The sequence below is a fragment of the Brevundimonas sp. SORGH_AS_0993 genome (genome assembly GCF_030818545.1).
In the GTDB taxonomy this organism is placed as follows: Bacteria; Pseudomonadota; Alphaproteobacteria; order Caulobacterales; family Caulobacteraceae; genus Brevundimonas.
The window spans coordinates 2409187-2425989 of record NZ_JAUTAH010000001.1 but is presented as its reverse complement, the minus strand read 5'-3'; the positions used below and the strand labels follow the sequence as shown (position 1 = coordinate 2425989).

The window sequence follows — 16803 nt, the reverse complement described above, 5'->3', positions numbered from 1 at the left end:
GTTTCCGGACCAGGCATAGGTAATGGTCTCTCCCTGGGCGAACCGCTGGTCCGTAGGGTATTTGACCTTGGTCGTTTCATTGCCTGCCGCGTCGACGACGAAGGGTCCCGAGAATCCGGAAACCGCCTGGCACGCACCCGACTGCGCTAGAACCCCGGATGGAACAGCGACCGCCGCGAGAGCGAGGATGACGCACGACAGCGCACGCGCTGACGGAGCGGCGGTCCTCGCCAGCGCCCGCCCGAGCGCTGAGGACAGCGTCCCTATGGCCGTCCGGGGTGGGCGCGCATTGCGTCTCGGCGCCGCCTCGGAGGCGCGGTTCAACCTGTTCGACATCCGACTGCCCCCGATCCGCTCCCCCCGATCCGGCAGGCAAGTACATCGGTCGTCTCCTGCTGTTGTAGGTCATTGACCTACAGCGGCCGCGTGCGACGCGCTAAGAGCATGTCTCCGAAGTCGGGGAGAACCGATGCACAAGCCGGCCCGCGTCTTGATCGTGGACGACCACCCCGTCGTGCTGTTCGGCCTCCAGCTATTGCTGAGGGATCATCCGCGCTACTGCGTCTGCGGCGAAGCCTCGAACGCGGACGACGCCCGGCGTCTGGCGGAAGAGTTGCGGCCGCACGTCATGGTCACGGATCTGGTGATGGGCGGTCGGGACGGCCATCACCTGATCGAGGACGTCGTCGCCGCCTCGCCGGGAACGCGGATCGTGGTGTACTCCAGCCAGGAGGAGACGGTGCATGCGCGTGAGGCCCTGCGGTCCGGCGCCCGCGCCTATGTGTCGAAAACAGAGGGGCTGGAGACCGTCGAGCGCGCCATCGTCGCCGTCCTGGCCGGCCTCGTCTATCTGCGTCCAGGCGTGCCGGCTCCCTGGCGTGTCTCCGACGAGGCGGCGACAAGGCCGGCGATCGACGATCTGTCGCCCCGGGAACAACAGGTCCTGACCCTGATGGGGCGGGGCCTCGACCTCCAGTCGCTGGCGCGCGAACTCTCCCTCAGCGTCAAGACCATCGGCACTTATCGCGAGCGGCTCAAGATCAAGCTCGGTCTCGACAGCGTGCGGTCGCTGGAGCGCCTCGCCGCGGCCCGCCTTCCGGAGAACACGGATGGCTGAGACCGATCAGGGGTTGGCGTCACGGCTGCGTCATCGCTGGGACTTCGAGGCCGACCCGGAGGCGTCCGAACCCTTCGAAAGCGCGGCGGTCCAGATCAACCTCCGCCGGATCGACCTCGCCGTCATCGTCAGCCTCGCGAACAGCGGCATCCAGATCTATCTGGGCCTGACCAGCGTGATGACCGTCGACAGCTGGCTGGCGGTCGGTTCCCTTCCCGTCCTTCTGGGCTTCGGCTTGGCGGCCGCACAGGTTCGCCACGGCCGTGGGGCCAGGCTGCGGCGCGCGCTTCCGGTTCTGCTTGCGATCTTCAGCCTGGGTCTGGCGCAGGCGGCGGTGTCGGTGATCGCCCACGATGGCCGGCTCACCAACGGCTATCCTTTGATCGTGCTGGCTGTCGCCCTCGTCTTCGTCTTCCCCCCCAGAACCCTGATGACGATCCTGGGCGTCGGCCTGGTCGGTTACGTCTTCGTCGTGCTGCGAATGCCGGTTGTCCCCTGGGAGAAGGCGGTGGCGGTGCTGACGGCGCTGATCTGCACCGCCGTGGCGACCGCTTCGGGCCTGCTGATCTACAGTGCGCGCCGCCGGGACCACGACCAGAGGGCTGTGATCTGGCGACAGAACCAGCGTCTGATAGCGCGCGACCGGGAACTGGACGACCTGATGGCCATCACCGCTCATGATCTGCGCAGCCCCTTGCTTGGGCTGCGCAACCTTATGACGCTGGCGACCGACCGGTCGCCGGACGACGCGGCGCTCCTCCTGCAGGTGATGACGGAATCCCGCCGTAGCGTGGAGGCCATGCTGAGCTTGATCGGCCGTCTTCTGGACGATCATCAGGCGGACCGAGGCGCCAGATCCCTGGCGGTGATCGATCTGCACGAACAGGCCTGCGAAGCCTTGGCGCGGGTCGGTCCTCTGGCGAAGGGCGCCGAGGTCGAGCTGTCCTTGCGGGCGGACGCTTCCCCCATCCTGGCGTTGGGTGAGCCGGGCGCTCTGGCCCAGATCCTCGACAATCTGCTGACCAACGCGATTCAGGCGTCATCCCCCGGCGACAGGATCGTCGTGTCCTGCCAGGACGAGCACGGCCGCACCGTCCTCGCGGTCGAGGATCAGGGGCCGGGGGTGCGTGAGCAGGACCGCCCCCACATCTTCCGCAAATTCTGGCGCGCCCCATCCGCAAGCGAGCGAAATCCGGGGGGGGCGGGGCTGGGCCTGTTCATCGTCCGCACCCTCTGTGAGCGTATAGGCGCCGAGGTCCGCTATGCGCCCGCTCCCCTATCGGGAGCCCGGTTCGAAATCCGCTTCGCACCGCATCCGCCCTCTGAGGGGTCGCCGCCTGTCCCGCCCGAACAACCCCGCCCCGTTCCACACCGCCGCCTTCGACCAGACTGAAACTTCGAAGATTCCGATCCACCACCTCCGTCGCCCCGATCAACGGCGCGCGGACCAACACAAGGACACTCCCATGCCAGACACACAGAGAAACACCGCGGTCGTGCAACGTCTGTACGCCGGCTTCGCCACGGGGGATCTCGAAGCGGTTCTCGCCGACATGGCCCCGGACATCCAATGGACGGAGGCGGAAGGCTATCCCTACGCCGGCCTCTACTCAGGCCCCGACGCAATCGTGCAAGGGGTGTTCGCCCGGCTCGCCACCGAGTGGGAGGGCTATCGGGCGGAACCCGACGCCTATGTCGCGCAAGGCGACAGGGTCGTCGCTCTCGGCCATTACAGCGGCCGCTACCTCAAGACCGGCAAGGCGTTTCGCGCACCGTTTGCACATGTGTGGACCCTGCTCGACGGCAAGCTGGTTCGGTTTGTCCAGTACACCGACACCGCAGTGGTCATGAAAGCGCTGGAATGAGGCGACGCCCCTGAAGGCCCAGCGGGCGGGTCGGAGCGACCAAATCGCGCCTCCGGCCCGCACGGGTCAATGGAAAGATCGGCTACGAGACCGGCCCTTGGGGCGCTTGCATCTACGGCAAGAACCTCTTCGACGCGCATTATCTGAGCGACGACCGCACCCAGACAAACCAGGCCGTCCTGGGCGACCCGAGGATCGTGGGGCTGATGCTTCAGGCGCGCTGGTGAGCCCCGAGGCGATCACGGCGTCCGTCCCCCTCATCGCCGGGGGGATCCGGCGGGGCGCGGCTGCTGCGCCGGGCCTGGGGCGGCTTCGTCGGGGGCCTGACCGGCGTGGCCCTGCCGGTGGCCTTGGCCGCCTCGGCCCTGGTCGTCCTGGCCTTGACCTCCGCGCCCGCCACAGCGCTTCTTCCGGCCTCACCTCTGCTTGTGTGGGGACTGGTCACGGGCGCGACCCTGGGCCTTTCCGTCTGAGTCCAGCCGGCGCGGCTGTCGCGGGGCCTGCGTCTAGCGTCCGCAGGCGCCCTGGGCCTGGTCGTGTTGACGCATCTCGTCCGCTATGGCGCCGCTATGCAGACCCTGCCGCCTGGGCCATGAACGGCGCCTTTATCGCCATAGCGGCCCTTCTGGCCTGGACGGTCCTCAAGCCCAAGCCTCGCAGGTCTGCCCAGGCCGCATAGTCGGCTTCCGTCTTCCAAAGGGGCGCGTCCGGCGCGCGATCATTCGCCGGGTCGTTTTCGGAACGTCGTTATTGAGCGGGTTTGACGCCTCCCCCGCGCCTGTCGATCTCACACCCTGTTCAGAAGGTTCTCCAGCCATTCCTGCCGCCCGGAGCGCGGCTGCGGAGACAGGTCGCGGGCGATCGCCAGGTCGGCGATCGTGGCCAGGCTGGCCGCGTCGCTGTGGATCGCGCGGCCGAGTTCGCCGTCCCAGTCGGCGTAGCGTTCGCGTTTGAACGCATCGATGCGGCCGTCCTCGATGATCGCGGCGGCGTTCAGCAGCGCCCTGGCGACGGTGTCGATCCCGCCGATGTGGCCGTGGAACATGTCGACCGCATCGACCGACTGACGGCGCACCTTGGCGTCGAAGTTGAACCCGCCGGTGGAGAAGCCGCCCGCGCGGAGGATTTCGAGCATCGCGCGGGTCATCTCCTCGACCGAATTGGGGAATTGGTCGGTGTCCCAGCCGTTCTGATAATCGCCGCGGTTGGCGTCGATCGAGCCGAAGACGCCCAGCGCCCCGGCGGTGGCGATCTCGTGTTCGAAGCTGTGGCTGGCCAGGGTCGCGTGGTTCGCCTCGATGTTGACGCGAACCTCGTTTTCCAGGCCGTAGCGCTTGAGGAAGCCGTACACCGTCGCGGTGTCGAAGTCATATTGGTGCTTCGTCGGCTCGAACGGCTTCGGCTCGATCAGGATCGTGCCGGAGAAGCCGATCCGGTGCTTGTGGTCGACGACCAGGCTCAGGAAGCGCCCGAGATTGTCCAGTTCGCGCTTCATGTCGGTGTTGGTCAGGGTCTCATAGCCCTCGCGACCGCCCCACAGCACATAGTTCGCGCCGCCCAGCCGGTGGGTCGCCTCCAGCGCGGCGCGGACCTGCATCGCCCCCCAGGCGAAGACTTCCGGATCGGGATTGGTCGCCGCCCCGGCGGCGTATCGCGGGTCGGAGAAGAGGTTGGCCGTGCCCCAAAGCAGCTTGACGCCGCTCTCGGCCTGCAACGCTTCCAGATGGTCGACCGCCTCGCCGAAATGGCGGGCGTGTTCGGCCACCGTCCCGAATGGCGCGGAAACATCGACGTCGTGAAAGCAGTAATAGGGAACGTCGAGCTTGCGGACGAAGTCGAAGGCCGCCTGCCGCTTCGCCGCGGCCGCCTCGACGGCGTCGCCGCTCGCCGCCCAGGGGCGACGGAAGGTTCCCGCGCCGAACACGTCGCTGCCCGTCCAGCAGAAGTTGTGCCACATGCAGACCGCGAAACGCAGATGTTCGGCCATGGTCTTGCCAAGGACGACGCGATCCTTGTCGTACCAGCGATAGGCCAGGTCGTCGTCGCTCTCCGGCCCCTTGTACACGATGGGGGAAACGTCACCGAAGTAGGTCGTGGTCATGACGGTCAGAGGCCTTTCTAATACTGTGAAACGGGCGCGTAGGCGCTTTGGAACTGCTGCTTCTTGTCGGACAACCGGCGGACCAGTGCGGCGTCCGGTTCAATGACGTGACGCACAGGGGGCGCCGTGCAGATCGCGGCCGGATCCCCCCCGTCGACGGCGAGTTGCGCCAATCGCGCGGCGCCCAGGGCCGGACCGACCTCCCCGCCGTGCAGATAGGTGAGCGGCGTCTCCAGCGTGGCGGCGATGATCCGCCCCCAATAAAGAGATCGCGCGCCGCCGCCGATCACCCGCAACGCTTCGATCCGGGTCCCCGTCTCGGTCAGGGCCTTCAGTCCGTCGGCCAGGGCGAAGGCGACGCCTTCCAGCACCGCCTGCGCCAACCGTCCGGCGTCCGTGTCGTGATCGAGCCCGAGAAACGCGCCGCGCACCGAAGGATCGTTGTGCGGCGTGCGCTCGCCGGACAGATAGGGAAGAAAGATTTCCGGACCGCAACACGGCCCGGCCGCTTCCGCGCGCGCGAACAACTCGGCCGCGTCGCTCGCGCCGGTGATGCGTGCGACCCAATCGATGCAGGACGCCGCGGACAAGTGGACCGACATCTGGTGCCACAGATCGGGCAAGGCGTGACAGAAGGCGTGAACGCCGCGCGAGGGATTGGCGCGTAGCGTATCGGTGGCGACGAAGATGACGCCCGAGGTGCCGAGCGACAGCAACGCATCGCCGTCGCCCACGACACCGACGCCTACCGCGCCGGCGGCGTTGTCGCCGCCCCCCGCCGCGACCACGACGGACTCCAGACCCCAGGCGCTCGCGACCTCGGCCCGCAGACGCCCGGACGCGCCCGTTCCCTCGAACAGACGCGGCATGTGGCCTTCGTTCAATCCGCAGGCGTCGAGGATCGTCTCGCTCCAGCGCCGGCGGGCGACGTCCAGCCACAACGTCCCCGCGCTGTCGGAAAGATCGGACGCCTTTTCGCCGGTCATTCTCAGCCGGACATAGTCTTTCGGCAGCAGCACGGTCCGCACGGCGGAGAAGATGTCGGGTTCATGGTCACGAACCCACAGCAGCTTCGGCGCGGTGAAACCCGGCATCGCCCGGTTGCCGGTGATCGTCGCAAGATCCGGCGCCAGGGCTTCCAGCGCCGCGCATTGCGGCCCGCTGCGCCCGTCGTTCCACAGGATGGCCGGACGCAGCGGACGGTCGTCCGCCCCCAGCAGGGTGGCGCCGTGCATCTGCCCGGCGAGGCCGATGCCGCGGACACCCCGCCGCAGCGCCGGGTCGATCGCCAGCACCGCCTCATGGGTGGCGCGCCACCAGGCGTCCGGGTCCTGTTCGGACCAGAACGCCCGGGGGCGCTGAACCGTCAGCGCCCCCACGCCCTCCCCCAGCACAGTCCCGGATGGATCCATGACGATGGCCTTGACGCCAGACGTCCCGATATCGATGCCGAGGAACATGCCAGGATCAGATCGATCAGAAGAAGCCGCGGACGGCGAAAGCGATCGTCCGGCTACGCTGGATGAACGAGCGGAACATGTCCGGATCGACGATGTAATCGCGACGATCCGCACGGGTGAGATTGGTGCCCGTGATGCTGAGCTCCAGATTTTCGACCGGACGATAGGAGAGGCTGGCGTTGAGCTGGCCATATCCCTTGGTGAAGGTCGGCTGCGCGGCGCGATCGTTGCCCCCGCCGAGCGCCTGGAAGTAGCTCGACCGATAGGCGTAGGCGACGCGGGCCGCGAACGGTCCCTTCTCGTAATAGGCGACCGCATTGGCGTTGTGCTTCGACGCCCCCGGGAAGCCGTAGGAGGTGGTCGAGGCTGCGTTGTCGACGGTGATCTTCGAGTCGATAAAGGTGTAGTTCGCCTCCATGCCGAACCCGTCCCAAGGCGCCGGCAGGAAGCTGAACGGCTGGTTCAACCCCACTTCGGCGCCATAGACCCGGCCATCCGATGCGTTGACCGGCTGGGTCACGTCCAGACGGGTCGCACCCTGAGCCGGAATGGTGGTGTTGAGCGTCACCGTGCGCAGGATGAAGTCGTCGACCTTCTTGTGGAAGCCCCCGAGGTACAGCGCACCGCCGCCGCTGGTGTAATACTCCAGCGTCAGATCGAACTGCCACGCCGTCAGCGGCTTCAGCTTCGTATTGCCGAGCGTCGCGGAGCCGCGCTGGCTGGGATCGACGCGCGGATCGTTGGGATCGTAATAGCTGACTGCGTTGCGCGGCGCCGTGTCCTCGTATTCCGGACGCGACATGACGCGAGACACGCCCAGGCGGACATGCAGCGGTTCTCTGGGATTGAGGTCGAGGTTGGCGGAAGGAAGGAATTCCCAGTAGCGATTCGTGTCGCTGGTCGGCGTCAGCGTCTGGCTAAGCGTCGCGTTCAGTCCGTTGAGGACCGTCGTGCTCTGCGCCGACTGCGAGGTCAGATCGGTGTAAACCGCCCGGACACCCACGTTGCCCTTGACCGGCATGCTGCCCCACGCGCCGTTTCCGTCGGCCTGCACATACAATGCGGTCGTCTTTTCATGCGCGGTGACGGCGAAGGATGCGTCTTCCTTGTCGATCGCCGCATCACGCAGCGCAGGCACCAGATTGGCCGCCGCCTGATAATCGAGGAACGGGATCGGAACTCCGAAGTTGAAGCGCGACAGGAAATCGGCGCCCTGGCCGTTGAAGACGACACTGGGCATCTGCTGCGAAATGGCGGTGGTGAAGCCGGTGGACGCATCCGGAGCCGGCACGAACAGCGAGGTGCTGCGCAACCGGATGGTCGTGTCCTGGTATCGCACGCCGCCCTTCAGCACGACATCCGGCGTCAGATCGTAGGCGACGTCGCCGCGAAGCGCATGGGCATGCGAACGGTTGAAGTATTTACGTCCGAAGAAACCGTTGAAGACGCCGCCCGGAGGGGTGACGACATTGGTCAGGCCCGTGATCGTCGGCACCATCGGAACACCGTCATACTGGACGTTGCGGTTCGGCGCGCTGGTGCCGCCGAAGAACAGCCGCAGATCCTGGTCGTAGCGGCCTTCGGAGTAGCCATAGTCGACGCTCGCACGGATGCGGTCGCCGGTATATTTGACGTTGCCGCCGAGGATGGTCGCATACTGGTCGTTGAACAGCTTCAGCGGCTGCGGATCCAGCGTGACGCCCGGACCGACGCCGCCGGCGTACACCAGCTTCGACGTATCCAGCGCAAGAAGCCGCCCGTCGCGGACCGTGTAGCCGCCGGGGAGGGCAACGCCGTCATAGACGCTGTTGGCGCTGTTGAACTGGAGATCGTTGGTGGGGCGATACTGCTGGTTCAGATACTTGGAATAGGTGCCCTCGACGTTGATTTCCCACCGGTCGTTCGGCTTGAACTGAAGGCCGCTGCTGAACGCCAGACGGTTGATCTCGCCGTCGTTTTTCGAGGCCGTAATGCGCGACGGCACCAGCACGCCGCGCTCCACGCGGTCGACGCGGCCGTCGGCGTTGTCGTCGAACGACAGGTCGCGCGTGGCGAAGCGCGAGAACAGTTCCGAACTGGAGGTGTCGCCGCGAGACCATAGGCCGGCGAGATAGACGCCCAGCGTTTCGTCCAGCAACTTGGCGCCAATGACGCCGCTGATCCGCGGGATGAAGTTCTCCGTCTGGTCGTCATAGTCGGCGCGGACGGTCAGGCTGCCGAACGACGCGCCGCCGCCGGGAGCGCGATAGTCGAGCGGCTTCAGCGTCTGGACGTCGATCTCGCCGGCGATGCCGCTTTCGACCAGGTCGGCGGTCGGCGTCTTGTACACCAGCATGCCCGAGATGACCTCGGTCGGCAGCACGTCGAGATTGACCTGGCGCAGGGAGTTGATGCCCTCGTTGCCGCCGGTCAGCGGAACGCGGCCGTTGATCGTGACTTGCGTGTAGCCCGGGCCGAGGCCGCGAATGGATGCGCGATCGCCCGCGGTGCCGCTGTCGTTGCGTTCAATTTGAACGCCCGGCACGCGCTGCAAGACATCGGCGATGTTGACGTCGCTGAAGCGGCCCAGATCCTGGCTGGTGACGGCCTCGACGACGGACGCGGCCTCGCGCTTGACCGACACCGCGCGCGCCGCAGAGGCGCGGTAGCCGGTGACGACGATATCCCCGACATTGACGGCCTGTGTGGCATCGGTGCTCGGCGAGGCGGGCGGCGGCGTAGTCGTCGCGGCGTCAGCCTGCGCGCAGGCCATCGACGCCTGCATGAGAGATATCGCACCCACGGTGCACAGGCACATGATCCTGGTGGTCTTCATTCATTCCCTCCGCTGTTTTTGCGATCGGTCTTCTCGCCGCCGCTGGCTGCGGTGATGCCGCCACGCGATATTTCATGCAAGCAAAAAAGTCGTGACTTTGCCTCTTTTGATATATCAACGCTCTTGTCTCTTTGAATTCTAAAGACAATTCCGCCTAATCAAATCATTATCAAACCAAGGGCGGCCCGTTCCGGCCCCGGGCGACGCCTTGAAAATAGGCGAAATGGGCGAATTCAATGCCAATTTATCGACTTGCAGCCGGAACAGTTCTCTGAAATACAAATCTGAAATATCAGATAACAAGTGGGATGGATTATAATGAGGATAACGGCATATCGGATCGCCCGTTTTCATTATCCTCGCGATCGGCCGGTCGGCGACTCGCAGGTGCATACGACCGAAATCCATGTGGCCGCGATCGAGCTGATCGACTCGGCGGGACATGTCGGCCTCGGCTTCGCGCAGTCCTTGTTCAACGTGCTTCCCGACGAGCGGGAGATCGAGCGGATCTTCCTCGAACAGGCATGGCCCGCCCTCGACGGTCAGGAGCCGGCGGCGCTCGCGCTCGCGGTGCGGAGATCGCGCGGCGGCAATGTGCGCCGCATGTCGCTGCCGTTCGAGGAGGCCATCCAGCAGGCGGTCTGGGATCTGTTCGCCCAGCAGCAGGGCCTGCCGCTGTGGCGGATGCTGGGCGCCGAACGCTCCAGCGTCCCCGTCTATGCGAGCGGGCTGGACTTCCACCTGTCGGATCACGCCTTTGTCGAACTGTTCGGCAACGCTGCGGAAGCCGGCTATCGCGGCTTCAAGATCAAGGTCGGCCATCCCGACCTCGATCGCGACGTTCACCGATTGAACCTGTTGCGCAAGGCGGTGGGCCAGGATCGCCCGGTGATGGTCGATCCCAACGAGGCGTGGACCGTCGGACAGGCGATCGACGCGCTGCAGACATTCGAGCGCGCGGGGCACCGCATCTACTGGGTCGAGGATCCCGTCACCCGCGACGATGTCGCCGGGCTGAAGCTGATCCGGCAGACGGGCATCACCCGGGTCAACGCCGGCGAATATCTCGACCTGTCGGGCAAGCGGCGACTGCTCGAACAGCAGGCATGCGACATGCTGAACGTCCACGCGCAGATCGGCGACGTCATGCGCGCGGGCTGGCTCGCCAGCGAGCACAATATCGAGGTGACTTTGGGCAACAGCTTCCTGGAGATCGGCGTCAACATGGCGCTGGCGCTGCCGGGCGTGCGATGGCTGGAATACAGTTTCCAGAACTTCGACCATCTGGTGGAGGAGACGTTCCCGATCCGCGACGGCATGATCTTCGGCAGCGACGCGCCGGGACACGGACTGCGGTTGAGCCGGACGGCGCAGGAGGACTGCCGCCGCCTGTCCGAGGCGGTGGCGGCATGAGCGGGCTCAAATCACTCGCGCCGCAAAAGACAGCGGCCGGCCGGCGCGACTGGCGGCTGATCGTGTCGTTGGGCGTCGTCTTCTTCGTTCTGCTGACCCTCTACGCCGCCGTTCTGGGCGTGCTTCTGCCTAACCAGATCCAGGATATCTCGCCCGACACCAAGGCCAAGACGCTCGGCGTGGTGTTCGCCATCACCTCCGTCTTCAGCACGCTGGCGACACCCTTGGCCGGCGCCTTCTCGGACCGGACGCGGAGTCGGTTCGGTCGGCGCACGCCGTGGATCGTCATCGGCGCCGTGATCGGCGGCTGCGCCATCATCCTGGTTCCTTACGGATCGGGCATCGTCGCGGTGACGGCCCTGTGGGTCGTGGCGACGATCAGCCTCAATTCCATGCAGCCGGCGATCACCACCATCATCGCCGACCGGTTTGTGGCGGAGGAGCGCGGCTTCGTGTCGGGCGTGGTCGGCGCGGCGATGACGGCCGGGATTTCCGCCGGCGCCATCTACGGCGGGCTGCTCGCCCATGATCTGCGGCTCGCCTACGGTCTTTTGGGCGGCGCGATCATCCTCGCCTGCCTGTTCTTCGTGGCGCTGAACCCGGAACCGCGCAAGGCGCTGCCGCCGGCCTCGTCGTTCCACCTCGGCGCCTTCCTGCGCTCCTTCTGGATCGACCCGCGCAAGCATCCCGATTTCGCCTGGGCCTTCCTTGGCCGGTTCACGATCTACATGGGCTATCAGGCGATCGTCACCTATCTGCTCTACATCCTTCAGGACCACATCGGGTTCAGCCAGAGCGACGCGAACGCCACCATCGCGCGCTTGTCGTCGGTGACGTTCGTGGCGCTGGTCATCTCGGGCGTCGCCTCCGGATGGCTGTCGGATCGCTGGCAGCGCCGCAAGCCGCTGGTCTTCGTCGCCGGGATCATCATGGGGCTGGCGGTTCTCGCCCCGTTGGTGCAGCCCAACATCCACGGCATGTTCGCCTATGCCGTGCTGATCGGACTGGGTTACGGCGCCTTCATGTCGGTCGATCTGGCCTTGATGACGCAGGTGCTGCCGGCCAGCGAAGGCGACGACGACACCGGCAAGGATCTCGGCATCCTGACTACTGCGGTCAATGTTCCGCAGATCATCAGCCCGGTGCTCGCCGCGACGCTGTTGGGCGCGACCGGCAACGATTATCCGCTGCTGTTCGTCATCGCGGGGGCGTTCGTGCTGGCCGGCGCGTGTCTCGTGCTGCCGATCCGGTCGGTGCGATGAGCATCGGTTCAGCCTTCTCTGATGAGGTTTTGCGGTTGAACCATCCTGGTGATAAGGCCATTTCGGTTGACTATGCCCCGTTCGAAAATCAGCACAGCGTCGGCGAGCGATCCCCCTGGCGGCGAGAAATCCGCCGGCGAGCGGGGCGCGGGGCCGCTGCTGGCCGAAAAGGCCTATCGTGCGATCCTTCAAGGGCTGTTCGACAGGACCATCCCGGTCGGCGCCGAATTGTCGCAGAACGAGCTGATGCGATTGCTCGGCCTCACCATCCAGCCGTTGCGCGATGCGTTGCGAACGCTGGAGACGGAAGGGCTGGTCATGATCCATGCCCGATCCTGCATCCAGTTCGTCAAGGCGGATCTGGAACTGTCGCGGTCGACCTACCAGTTTCGCTCGCTGATCGAACGGGCGGGCGCGCGGACCTTCGCCGAGCGGGGCGATGCGGCGGAGATCGCGGAAATGATCGCGGCCCATCGCAGCCTGATCGCCGATCTGGAACGTCACGACCTGGGGCCGGCCGAGGAGGATCGGCTGGGATTGCTGGAGGAGCAGTTGCATGGCGCGCTGATCTCGTCCTTGCGCAACCCGCTGATCGAAATGACCGCGCGGCGGCTGAAGAACTATGTGACGCTCGTGCGGCTCGATCGGCTGGTGACGCGACCCTTGGCGCTGCGGACGCTCCGCGAGCATCTCGACATTCTGGAAGCGTGCGCGAACCGCGATGCGGACGCGGCGGAAGCGGCGCTCGCCGTCCATTTCCAGCAGGCCCTGCAACGGATTCTCGGCATGGCGTGACGCCATGCAGGTGATCGACGCGCACCATCACCTATGGGCGCTCGATACGCCTGGGCACCAGTGGCCGACCGTTGCGGAACCGTCGATCCACCGTGATTTCGCCATGGACGACCTGATCGCCGCCGCTGGCGACGTCCGGCTGGCCGCCGGCGTTCTGGTCCAGTCGCAGCCGACCGACGCCGACACCGACTGGATGCTGGCCGTGGCGGAGACGAGCCCTGTCGTCGGCGCCGTCGTCGGATGGGTCGATCTCGCGTCGCCGCAGGCGCCGGACAGGATCGCCACGCTCGCGGCCGCGCCCAAACTGCGCGGGTTGCGACCGATGCTGCAGTCCATCGCCGACACCGACTGGCTGCTCGACCCGGCGCTGGTGCCTGCGATCGAGGCGATGCGGCGACATGGCCTGCGCTTCGATGCGCTCGCGCAGCCCCGGCATCTGCCGATGCTGGCCAGATTCATGGATCGCTGGCCGGATCTTCCGGTCGTGATCGACCATGCGGCGAAACCCTTCATCGCCCAGGGCCTGGTCGATCCGTGGCGGGCGCAGATCGCCGCCCTCGCGGATCGCGGCGCATGGTGCAAGCTGTCGGGGCTGCGCACCGAACAGCCGGCCGGCGCTCCGGCGGACCCGTTGCGCCCTTATGTCGACCATCTGCTCGCCTGCTTCGGCGATCGGTTGATGTGGGGCAGCGACTGGCCGGTGCTGCGTCTGTCGGGGGACGATTTCACGCAATGGATGGCGGACGCAGACCGGCTTGCCGGCCTGCACGGCGCCGCTCGGGATCGCCTCTTTCGCGGCGCGGCGGCCGCATTCTACGGCATGAAGGACTGAGCGATGCGAACGCAACGGGTGGTCCGCATCATGGACCTCGCCACCGACGCCGCGGCGATCGCGGCCTATGACGAGGCGCACCGCGCGGGCCGCACGCCGGTCGCGGTCGTGGAGGCGCAGCATCGTCACGGGATCGTCGAGATGGAGATATTCCGGGCCGGCCACCGCTTGGTCATGATCCTGACGCTGGCCGAGGATTTCGATGCGGAGGGCCTGCAGCGGATCGAGCGCGAGCATCCCGAACTCATCGCATGGCAGGCCCGCATGGCCGAGCTTCAACGGGCCCCATTCGCCGATGGCGAACCCTGGCCGGTGGCGCATCGCGTCTTCCGGCAGAGCGATCATCTATCGAACAAGGACAGGATATGAACAGACTGGCGGGCAAGCGCGCCCTCGTAACCGGGGCGGCGCAGGGAATCGGCCGCGCGACGGCGGATATGTTCCTGCGCGAAGGCGCGGAGGTGATCGCGCTGGACGTGCAGGCGGAGGCGCTGGCGACGCTGGCGGGATGCCGAACGAAGGTCGTCGACCTGCTCGACGCGGCGGCGGTCGACGCATTGGGTGCGGAGATCGGGACGATCGACGTGCTGGTCAATTGCGCCGGCTATGTCGACGCCGGCGACCTGCTCTCGACCGGAGAGCGGGGCTATCGCCTGTCGTTCGACCTGAACGTCGACGCCGCCATGCGGATGATCCGCACCTTCCTGCCCGGCATGATCGCCGCGGGCGGCGGATCGATCGTCAATGTCGCGTCGGTCGCGGGGACGATGATCGGCGTTCCCAACCGCTTCGCCTATTGCGTTTCCAAGGGCGCGCTGGGCGGCCTGACGCGATCGGTCGCGGTGGACTATGTGGGACAGGGCATCCGCTGCAACGCGATCTGCCCCGGCACCGTGCAGTCGCCGTCGCTGGACCAGCGGCTCGCCGCGACCGGCGACGCCGAGGCCGCCCGCGCCGCCTTCATCTCGCGTCAGCCGATGGGCCGGATCGGCTCCGCCGAGGAGATCGCCGCCCTGGCCCTGTATCTCGCATCCGACGAAAGCGGCTATGTCACCGGTAGCCTGATGGCGATCGACGGCGGCTGGACCATGGCCTGAGCCGCCCGATGACGATCATCGCATCCCTGGACGATTTCCGCATCGCCGCGCGCCGACGGCTGCCGCGTTTCCTGTTCGACTATGCCGACGGCGGCGCCTTTTCGGAGATCACCTGCCGCCGCAACGTCGACGACCTGCACGCGACGGTGCTGCGTCAGCGCGTGTTGCAGGACGTGGCGTCCATCGACCTCCGCACGACGCTGTTCGGCCACGAACAGCCGCTGCCGGTGGCCCTGGGGCCGGTCGGCATCGCCGGCATGTTCCGTCGGCGCGGCGAAACCCAGGCGGCGCGGGGCGCGCATAGGCACGGCGTGCCCTTCACGCTGTCGACCGTCGGCATCTGCGGAATGACGGAATTGCGCGCGGCGGCGTCGGACGGGCCGTTGTGGTTCCAGCTCTATGTCATCCGTGACCGCGGCTTCATGCGGGACCTGCTCGCACGGGCGAAAGAGGCGGGCGCGCAGGCGCTGGTCTTCACGGTCGACATGCCGACGCCCGGCATCCGCTACCGCGACGCCCATTCCGGCATGTCGGGGCCGGGGGCCGGGGTAAAGCGCCTCATGCAGGCGATGGGCAAGCCCGGCTGGGCCTGGGACGTCGGCGTGCACGGGCGTCCGCACCGGCTCGGCAATCTGGAGCCTGTATTGGGCGCCGCCAGCGGATTGAACGACTACATGGGCTGGTTGGGAGCGAATTTCGATCCCGGCATTCGCTGGAAGGACCTCGACTGGCTGCGCGCCGAATGGGACGGGCCGCTTGTCATCAAGGGCGTCCTCGACCCCGAAGACGCCCGCGCCGCCGCCGATTACGGGGCGGACGGGATCGTCGTGTCGAACCATGGCGGGCGACAGCTCGACGGCGCGATGTCGACCGCCGCCGCCCTGCCCCGCATCGCCGCGGCGGTCGGCGATCGGCTGACTGTGCTGGCCGATTCCGGCGTCCGATCCGGCCTCGACGTCGTCCGCCTTCTGGCGCTGGGAGCCAAGGGCGTACTGCTCGGCCGGGCGTGGCTGTGGGCGCTCGCCGCCGAAGGCGAAGACGGGGTGGCGCGCATGCTCTCCATTCTCGCGCGCGAAATGGAAGTCGTCATGACGCTGACCGGCGTCAACGCCGTCTCCGCCATAGATCACCGCCTCCTCGCCGAGGTTTCCAACCCTTTTCCGACAAAGGAACAACCATGAAACTCTGCCGCTTCGGCGCGCCCGGTCATGAGAAGCCTGGCCTGATCGACGCCGCCGGCCGCATCCGCGACCTGTCCGGCCATGTCGCCGACATCGACCCCGCCGCAATCTCGGCCCAAGGGCTGCGTCGCCTGGCCGCGCTTTCCCCCGACGACCTGCCGCTGGTCGAGGCGGGGGTCCGCTACGGCCCGCCAATCGCCGGCACGCGCAAATTCATCGCGATCGGCCTGAACTATGCCGACCACGCCGCCGAATCTAACCTGCCGATCCCAGAGGAGCCGGTCGTGTTCAACAAATGGGTGAATTGCATCCAGGGTCCGAACGACCCGGTCGTCATTCCGCGCGGATCGAAGAAGACCGACTGGGAGGTCGAACTGGGCATCGTCATCGGCGCGGCGGCGCACGACGTCGCGGTGGACAGGGCGCTGGATCACGTCGCCGGCTATCTGGTCGTCAACGACGTGTCGGAACGCGAATGGCAGGCCGAACGCGGACCGACCTGGGACAAGGGCAAGGGCTTCCCGACCTTTGGGCCCATCGGCCCGTGGCTGGTCACGGCCGACGAGGTCGGGGATCCGCAGGCGCTGTCGATGTGGCTCGACGTCAACGGCCAGCGGATGCAGACCGGCAGCACCGCGACCATGATCTTCCCGGTCGCCGAGATCGTCGCCTATTGTTCGCAGTTCATGGCGCTGGAGCCCGGCGACATCATCACGACGGGCACGCCGCCGGGCGTCGGCCTGGGACAGAAGCCGGAGCCCTGGTATCTCAAGCCGGGCGATGTGGTTACGCTGGGGATCGACGGCCTGGGCGAGCAGCGCCAGGACTTCGTCGCGGCGGCGAACGGCTGAACGGGACCGACGCG

15 protein-coding genes are annotated in these 16803 nt (G+C 66.8%); 12 read left to right on the top strand and 3 right to left on the bottom strand.

What is annotated here, in order from left to right; all coding sequences use genetic code 11:
* Positions 1-469 precede the first annotated feature (469 nt).
* The 4 genes from QE389_RS12015 to QE389_RS12000 all read left to right on the top strand — a co-directional run bounded on the left by QE389_RS12015 (position 470) and on the right by QE389_RS12000 (position 3455).
* On the top strand, positions 470-1117 hold the full coding sequence (locus QE389_RS12015) for a response regulator transcription factor (protein ID WP_307367595.1): 648 nt from the start codon (positions 470-472) through the stop codon (positions 1115-1117).
* Positions 1110-2510, top strand: a complete 1401-nt coding sequence (locus tag QE389_RS12010) for a sensor histidine kinase KdpD (RefSeq protein WP_307367593.1) — start codon at positions 1110-1112, stop codon at positions 2508-2510. The genes QE389_RS12015 and QE389_RS12010 overlap by 8 nt, the downstream gene beginning before the upstream one ends.
* 73 nt (positions 2511-2583) lie before the next feature.
* Positions 2584-2982, top strand: a complete 399-nt coding sequence (locus QE389_RS12005) for a nuclear transport factor 2 family protein (protein WP_307367591.1) — start codon at positions 2584-2586, stop codon at positions 2980-2982.
* Positions 2983-3314: 332 nt separating this feature from the next.
* Positions 3315-3455: a hypothetical protein gene (locus QE389_RS12000; RefSeq protein WP_307367589.1), complete on the top strand. Its 141-nt coding sequence runs from the start codon at positions 3315-3317 to the stop codon at positions 3453-3455.
* Between the two features lie 314 nt (positions 3456-3769).
* On the opposite strand, the gene xylA is transcribed toward QE389_RS12000, so the two are convergent.
* From xylA to QE389_RS11985, 3 genes are read right to left on the bottom strand one after another with little or no spacing between them, the layout of a single operon-like run.
* Entirely contained in the window at positions 3770-5083 is a 1314-nt protein-coding gene (xylA, locus tag QE389_RS11995) for a xylose isomerase (protein ID WP_307367587.1), read from the bottom strand.
* Positions 5084-5100: 17 nt separating this feature from the next.
* Complete coding sequence (gene xylB, locus QE389_RS11990) at positions 5101-6543, bottom strand: xylulokinase (RefSeq protein ID WP_307367585.1); 1443 nt, start codon at positions 6541-6543, stop codon at positions 5101-5103.
* A gap of 16 nt (positions 6544-6559) precedes the next feature.
* Positions 6560-9358 (bottom strand): TonB-dependent receptor, encoded by a 2799-nt coding sequence (locus QE389_RS11985; protein WP_307367583.1) that lies wholly within the window; start codon positions 9356-9358, stop codon positions 6560-6562.
* Positions 9359-9745: 387 nt separating this feature from the next.
* On the opposite strand from QE389_RS11985, the gene QE389_RS11980 reads away from it, so the two are divergent.
* The 8 genes from QE389_RS11980 (at position 9746) to QE389_RS11945 (ending at position 16789) form a co-directional block, all read left to right on the top strand.
* Complete coding sequence (locus tag QE389_RS11980) at positions 9746-10771, top strand: mandelate racemase/muconate lactonizing enzyme family protein (RefSeq protein ID WP_307367582.1); 1026 nt, start codon at positions 9746-9748, stop codon at positions 10769-10771.
* The gene (locus QE389_RS11975; RefSeq protein ID WP_307367580.1) at positions 10768-12033 is read left to right on the top strand and encodes an MFS transporter; all 1266 of its coding nucleotides are present in this window, start codon (positions 10768-10770) and stop codon (positions 12031-12033) included. The genes QE389_RS11980 and QE389_RS11975 overlap by 4 nt, the downstream gene beginning before the upstream one ends.
* A gap of 72 nt (positions 12034-12105) precedes the next feature.
* Positions 12106-12828 carry a GntR family transcriptional regulator gene (locus QE389_RS11970; RefSeq protein WP_307367578.1) on the top strand — a complete coding sequence of 241 codons (723 nt, stop codon included), beginning with the start codon at positions 12106-12108 and terminating at the stop codon, positions 12826-12828.
* A gap of 4 nt (positions 12829-12832) precedes the next feature.
* Positions 12833-13660 carry an amidohydrolase gene (locus tag QE389_RS11965; RefSeq protein ID WP_307367577.1) on the top strand — a complete coding sequence of 276 codons (828 nt, stop codon included), beginning with the start codon at positions 12833-12835 and terminating at the stop codon, positions 13658-13660.
* Positions 13661-13663: 3 nt separating this feature from the next.
* Complete coding sequence (locus QE389_RS11960; protein ID WP_307367575.1) at positions 13664-14029, top strand: L-rhamnose mutarotase; 366 nt, start codon at positions 13664-13666, stop codon at positions 14027-14029.
* On the top strand, positions 14026-14757 hold the full coding sequence (locus QE389_RS11955; protein ID WP_307367572.1) for an SDR family oxidoreductase: 732 nt from the start codon (positions 14026-14028) through the stop codon (positions 14755-14757). The genes QE389_RS11960 and QE389_RS11955 overlap by 4 nt, the downstream gene beginning before the upstream one ends.
* 8 nt (positions 14758-14765) lie before the next feature.
* Positions 14766-15938, top strand: a complete 1173-nt coding sequence (gene lldD / locus QE389_RS11950; RefSeq protein ID WP_307367570.1) for an FMN-dependent L-lactate dehydrogenase LldD — start codon at positions 14766-14768, stop codon at positions 15936-15938.
* Positions 15935-16789, top strand: a complete 855-nt coding sequence (locus tag QE389_RS11945) for a fumarylacetoacetate hydrolase family protein (RefSeq protein WP_307367568.1) — start codon at positions 15935-15937, stop codon at positions 16787-16789. Before lldD ends, QE389_RS11945 begins: the two co-directional genes overlap by 4 nt.
* Positions 16790-16803: the final 14 nt, after the last annotated feature.

Coding starts and splice junctions, on each gene's coding strand:
- QE389_RS12015 (WP_307367595.1), top strand. CDS start 470: ATGCACAAGCCGGCCCGCGTCTTGATCGTGGACGACCACCCCGTCGTG.
- QE389_RS12010 (WP_307367593.1), top strand. CDS start 1,110: ATGGCTGAGACCGATCAGGGGTTGGCGTCACGGCTGCGTCATCGCTGG.
- QE389_RS12005 (WP_307367591.1), top strand. CDS start 2,584: ATGCCAGACACACAGAGAAACACCGCGGTCGTGCAACGTCTGTACGCC.
- xylA (WP_307367587.1), bottom strand. CDS start 5,083: ATGACCACGACCTACTTCGGTGACGTTTCCCCCATCGTGTACAAGGGG.
- xylB (WP_307367585.1), bottom strand. CDS start 6,543: ATGTTCCTCGGCATCGATATCGGGACGTCTGGCGTCAAGGCCATCGTC.
- QE389_RS11985 (WP_307367583.1), bottom strand. CDS start 9,358: ATGAAGACCACCAGGATCATGTGCCTGTGCACCGTGGGTGCGATATCT.
- QE389_RS11975 (WP_307367580.1), top strand. CDS start 10,768: ATGAGCGGGCTCAAATCACTCGCGCCGCAAAAGACAGCGGCCGGCCGG.
- QE389_RS11970 (WP_307367578.1), top strand. CDS start 12,106: ATGCCCCGTTCGAAAATCAGCACAGCGTCGGCGAGCGATCCCCCTGGC.
- QE389_RS11965 (WP_307367577.1), top strand. CDS start 12,833: ATGCAGGTGATCGACGCGCACCATCACCTATGGGCGCTCGATACGCCT.
- QE389_RS11960 (WP_307367575.1), top strand. CDS start 13,664: ATGCGAACGCAACGGGTGGTCCGCATCATGGACCTCGCCACCGACGCC.
- QE389_RS11955 (WP_307367572.1), top strand. CDS start 14,026: ATGAACAGACTGGCGGGCAAGCGCGCCCTCGTAACCGGGGCGGCGCAG.
- lldD (WP_307367570.1), top strand. CDS start 14,766: ATGACGATCATCGCATCCCTGGACGATTTCCGCATCGCCGCGCGCCGA.
- QE389_RS11945 (WP_307367568.1), top strand. CDS start 15,935: ATGAAACTCTGCCGCTTCGGCGCGCCCGGTCATGAGAAGCCTGGCCTG.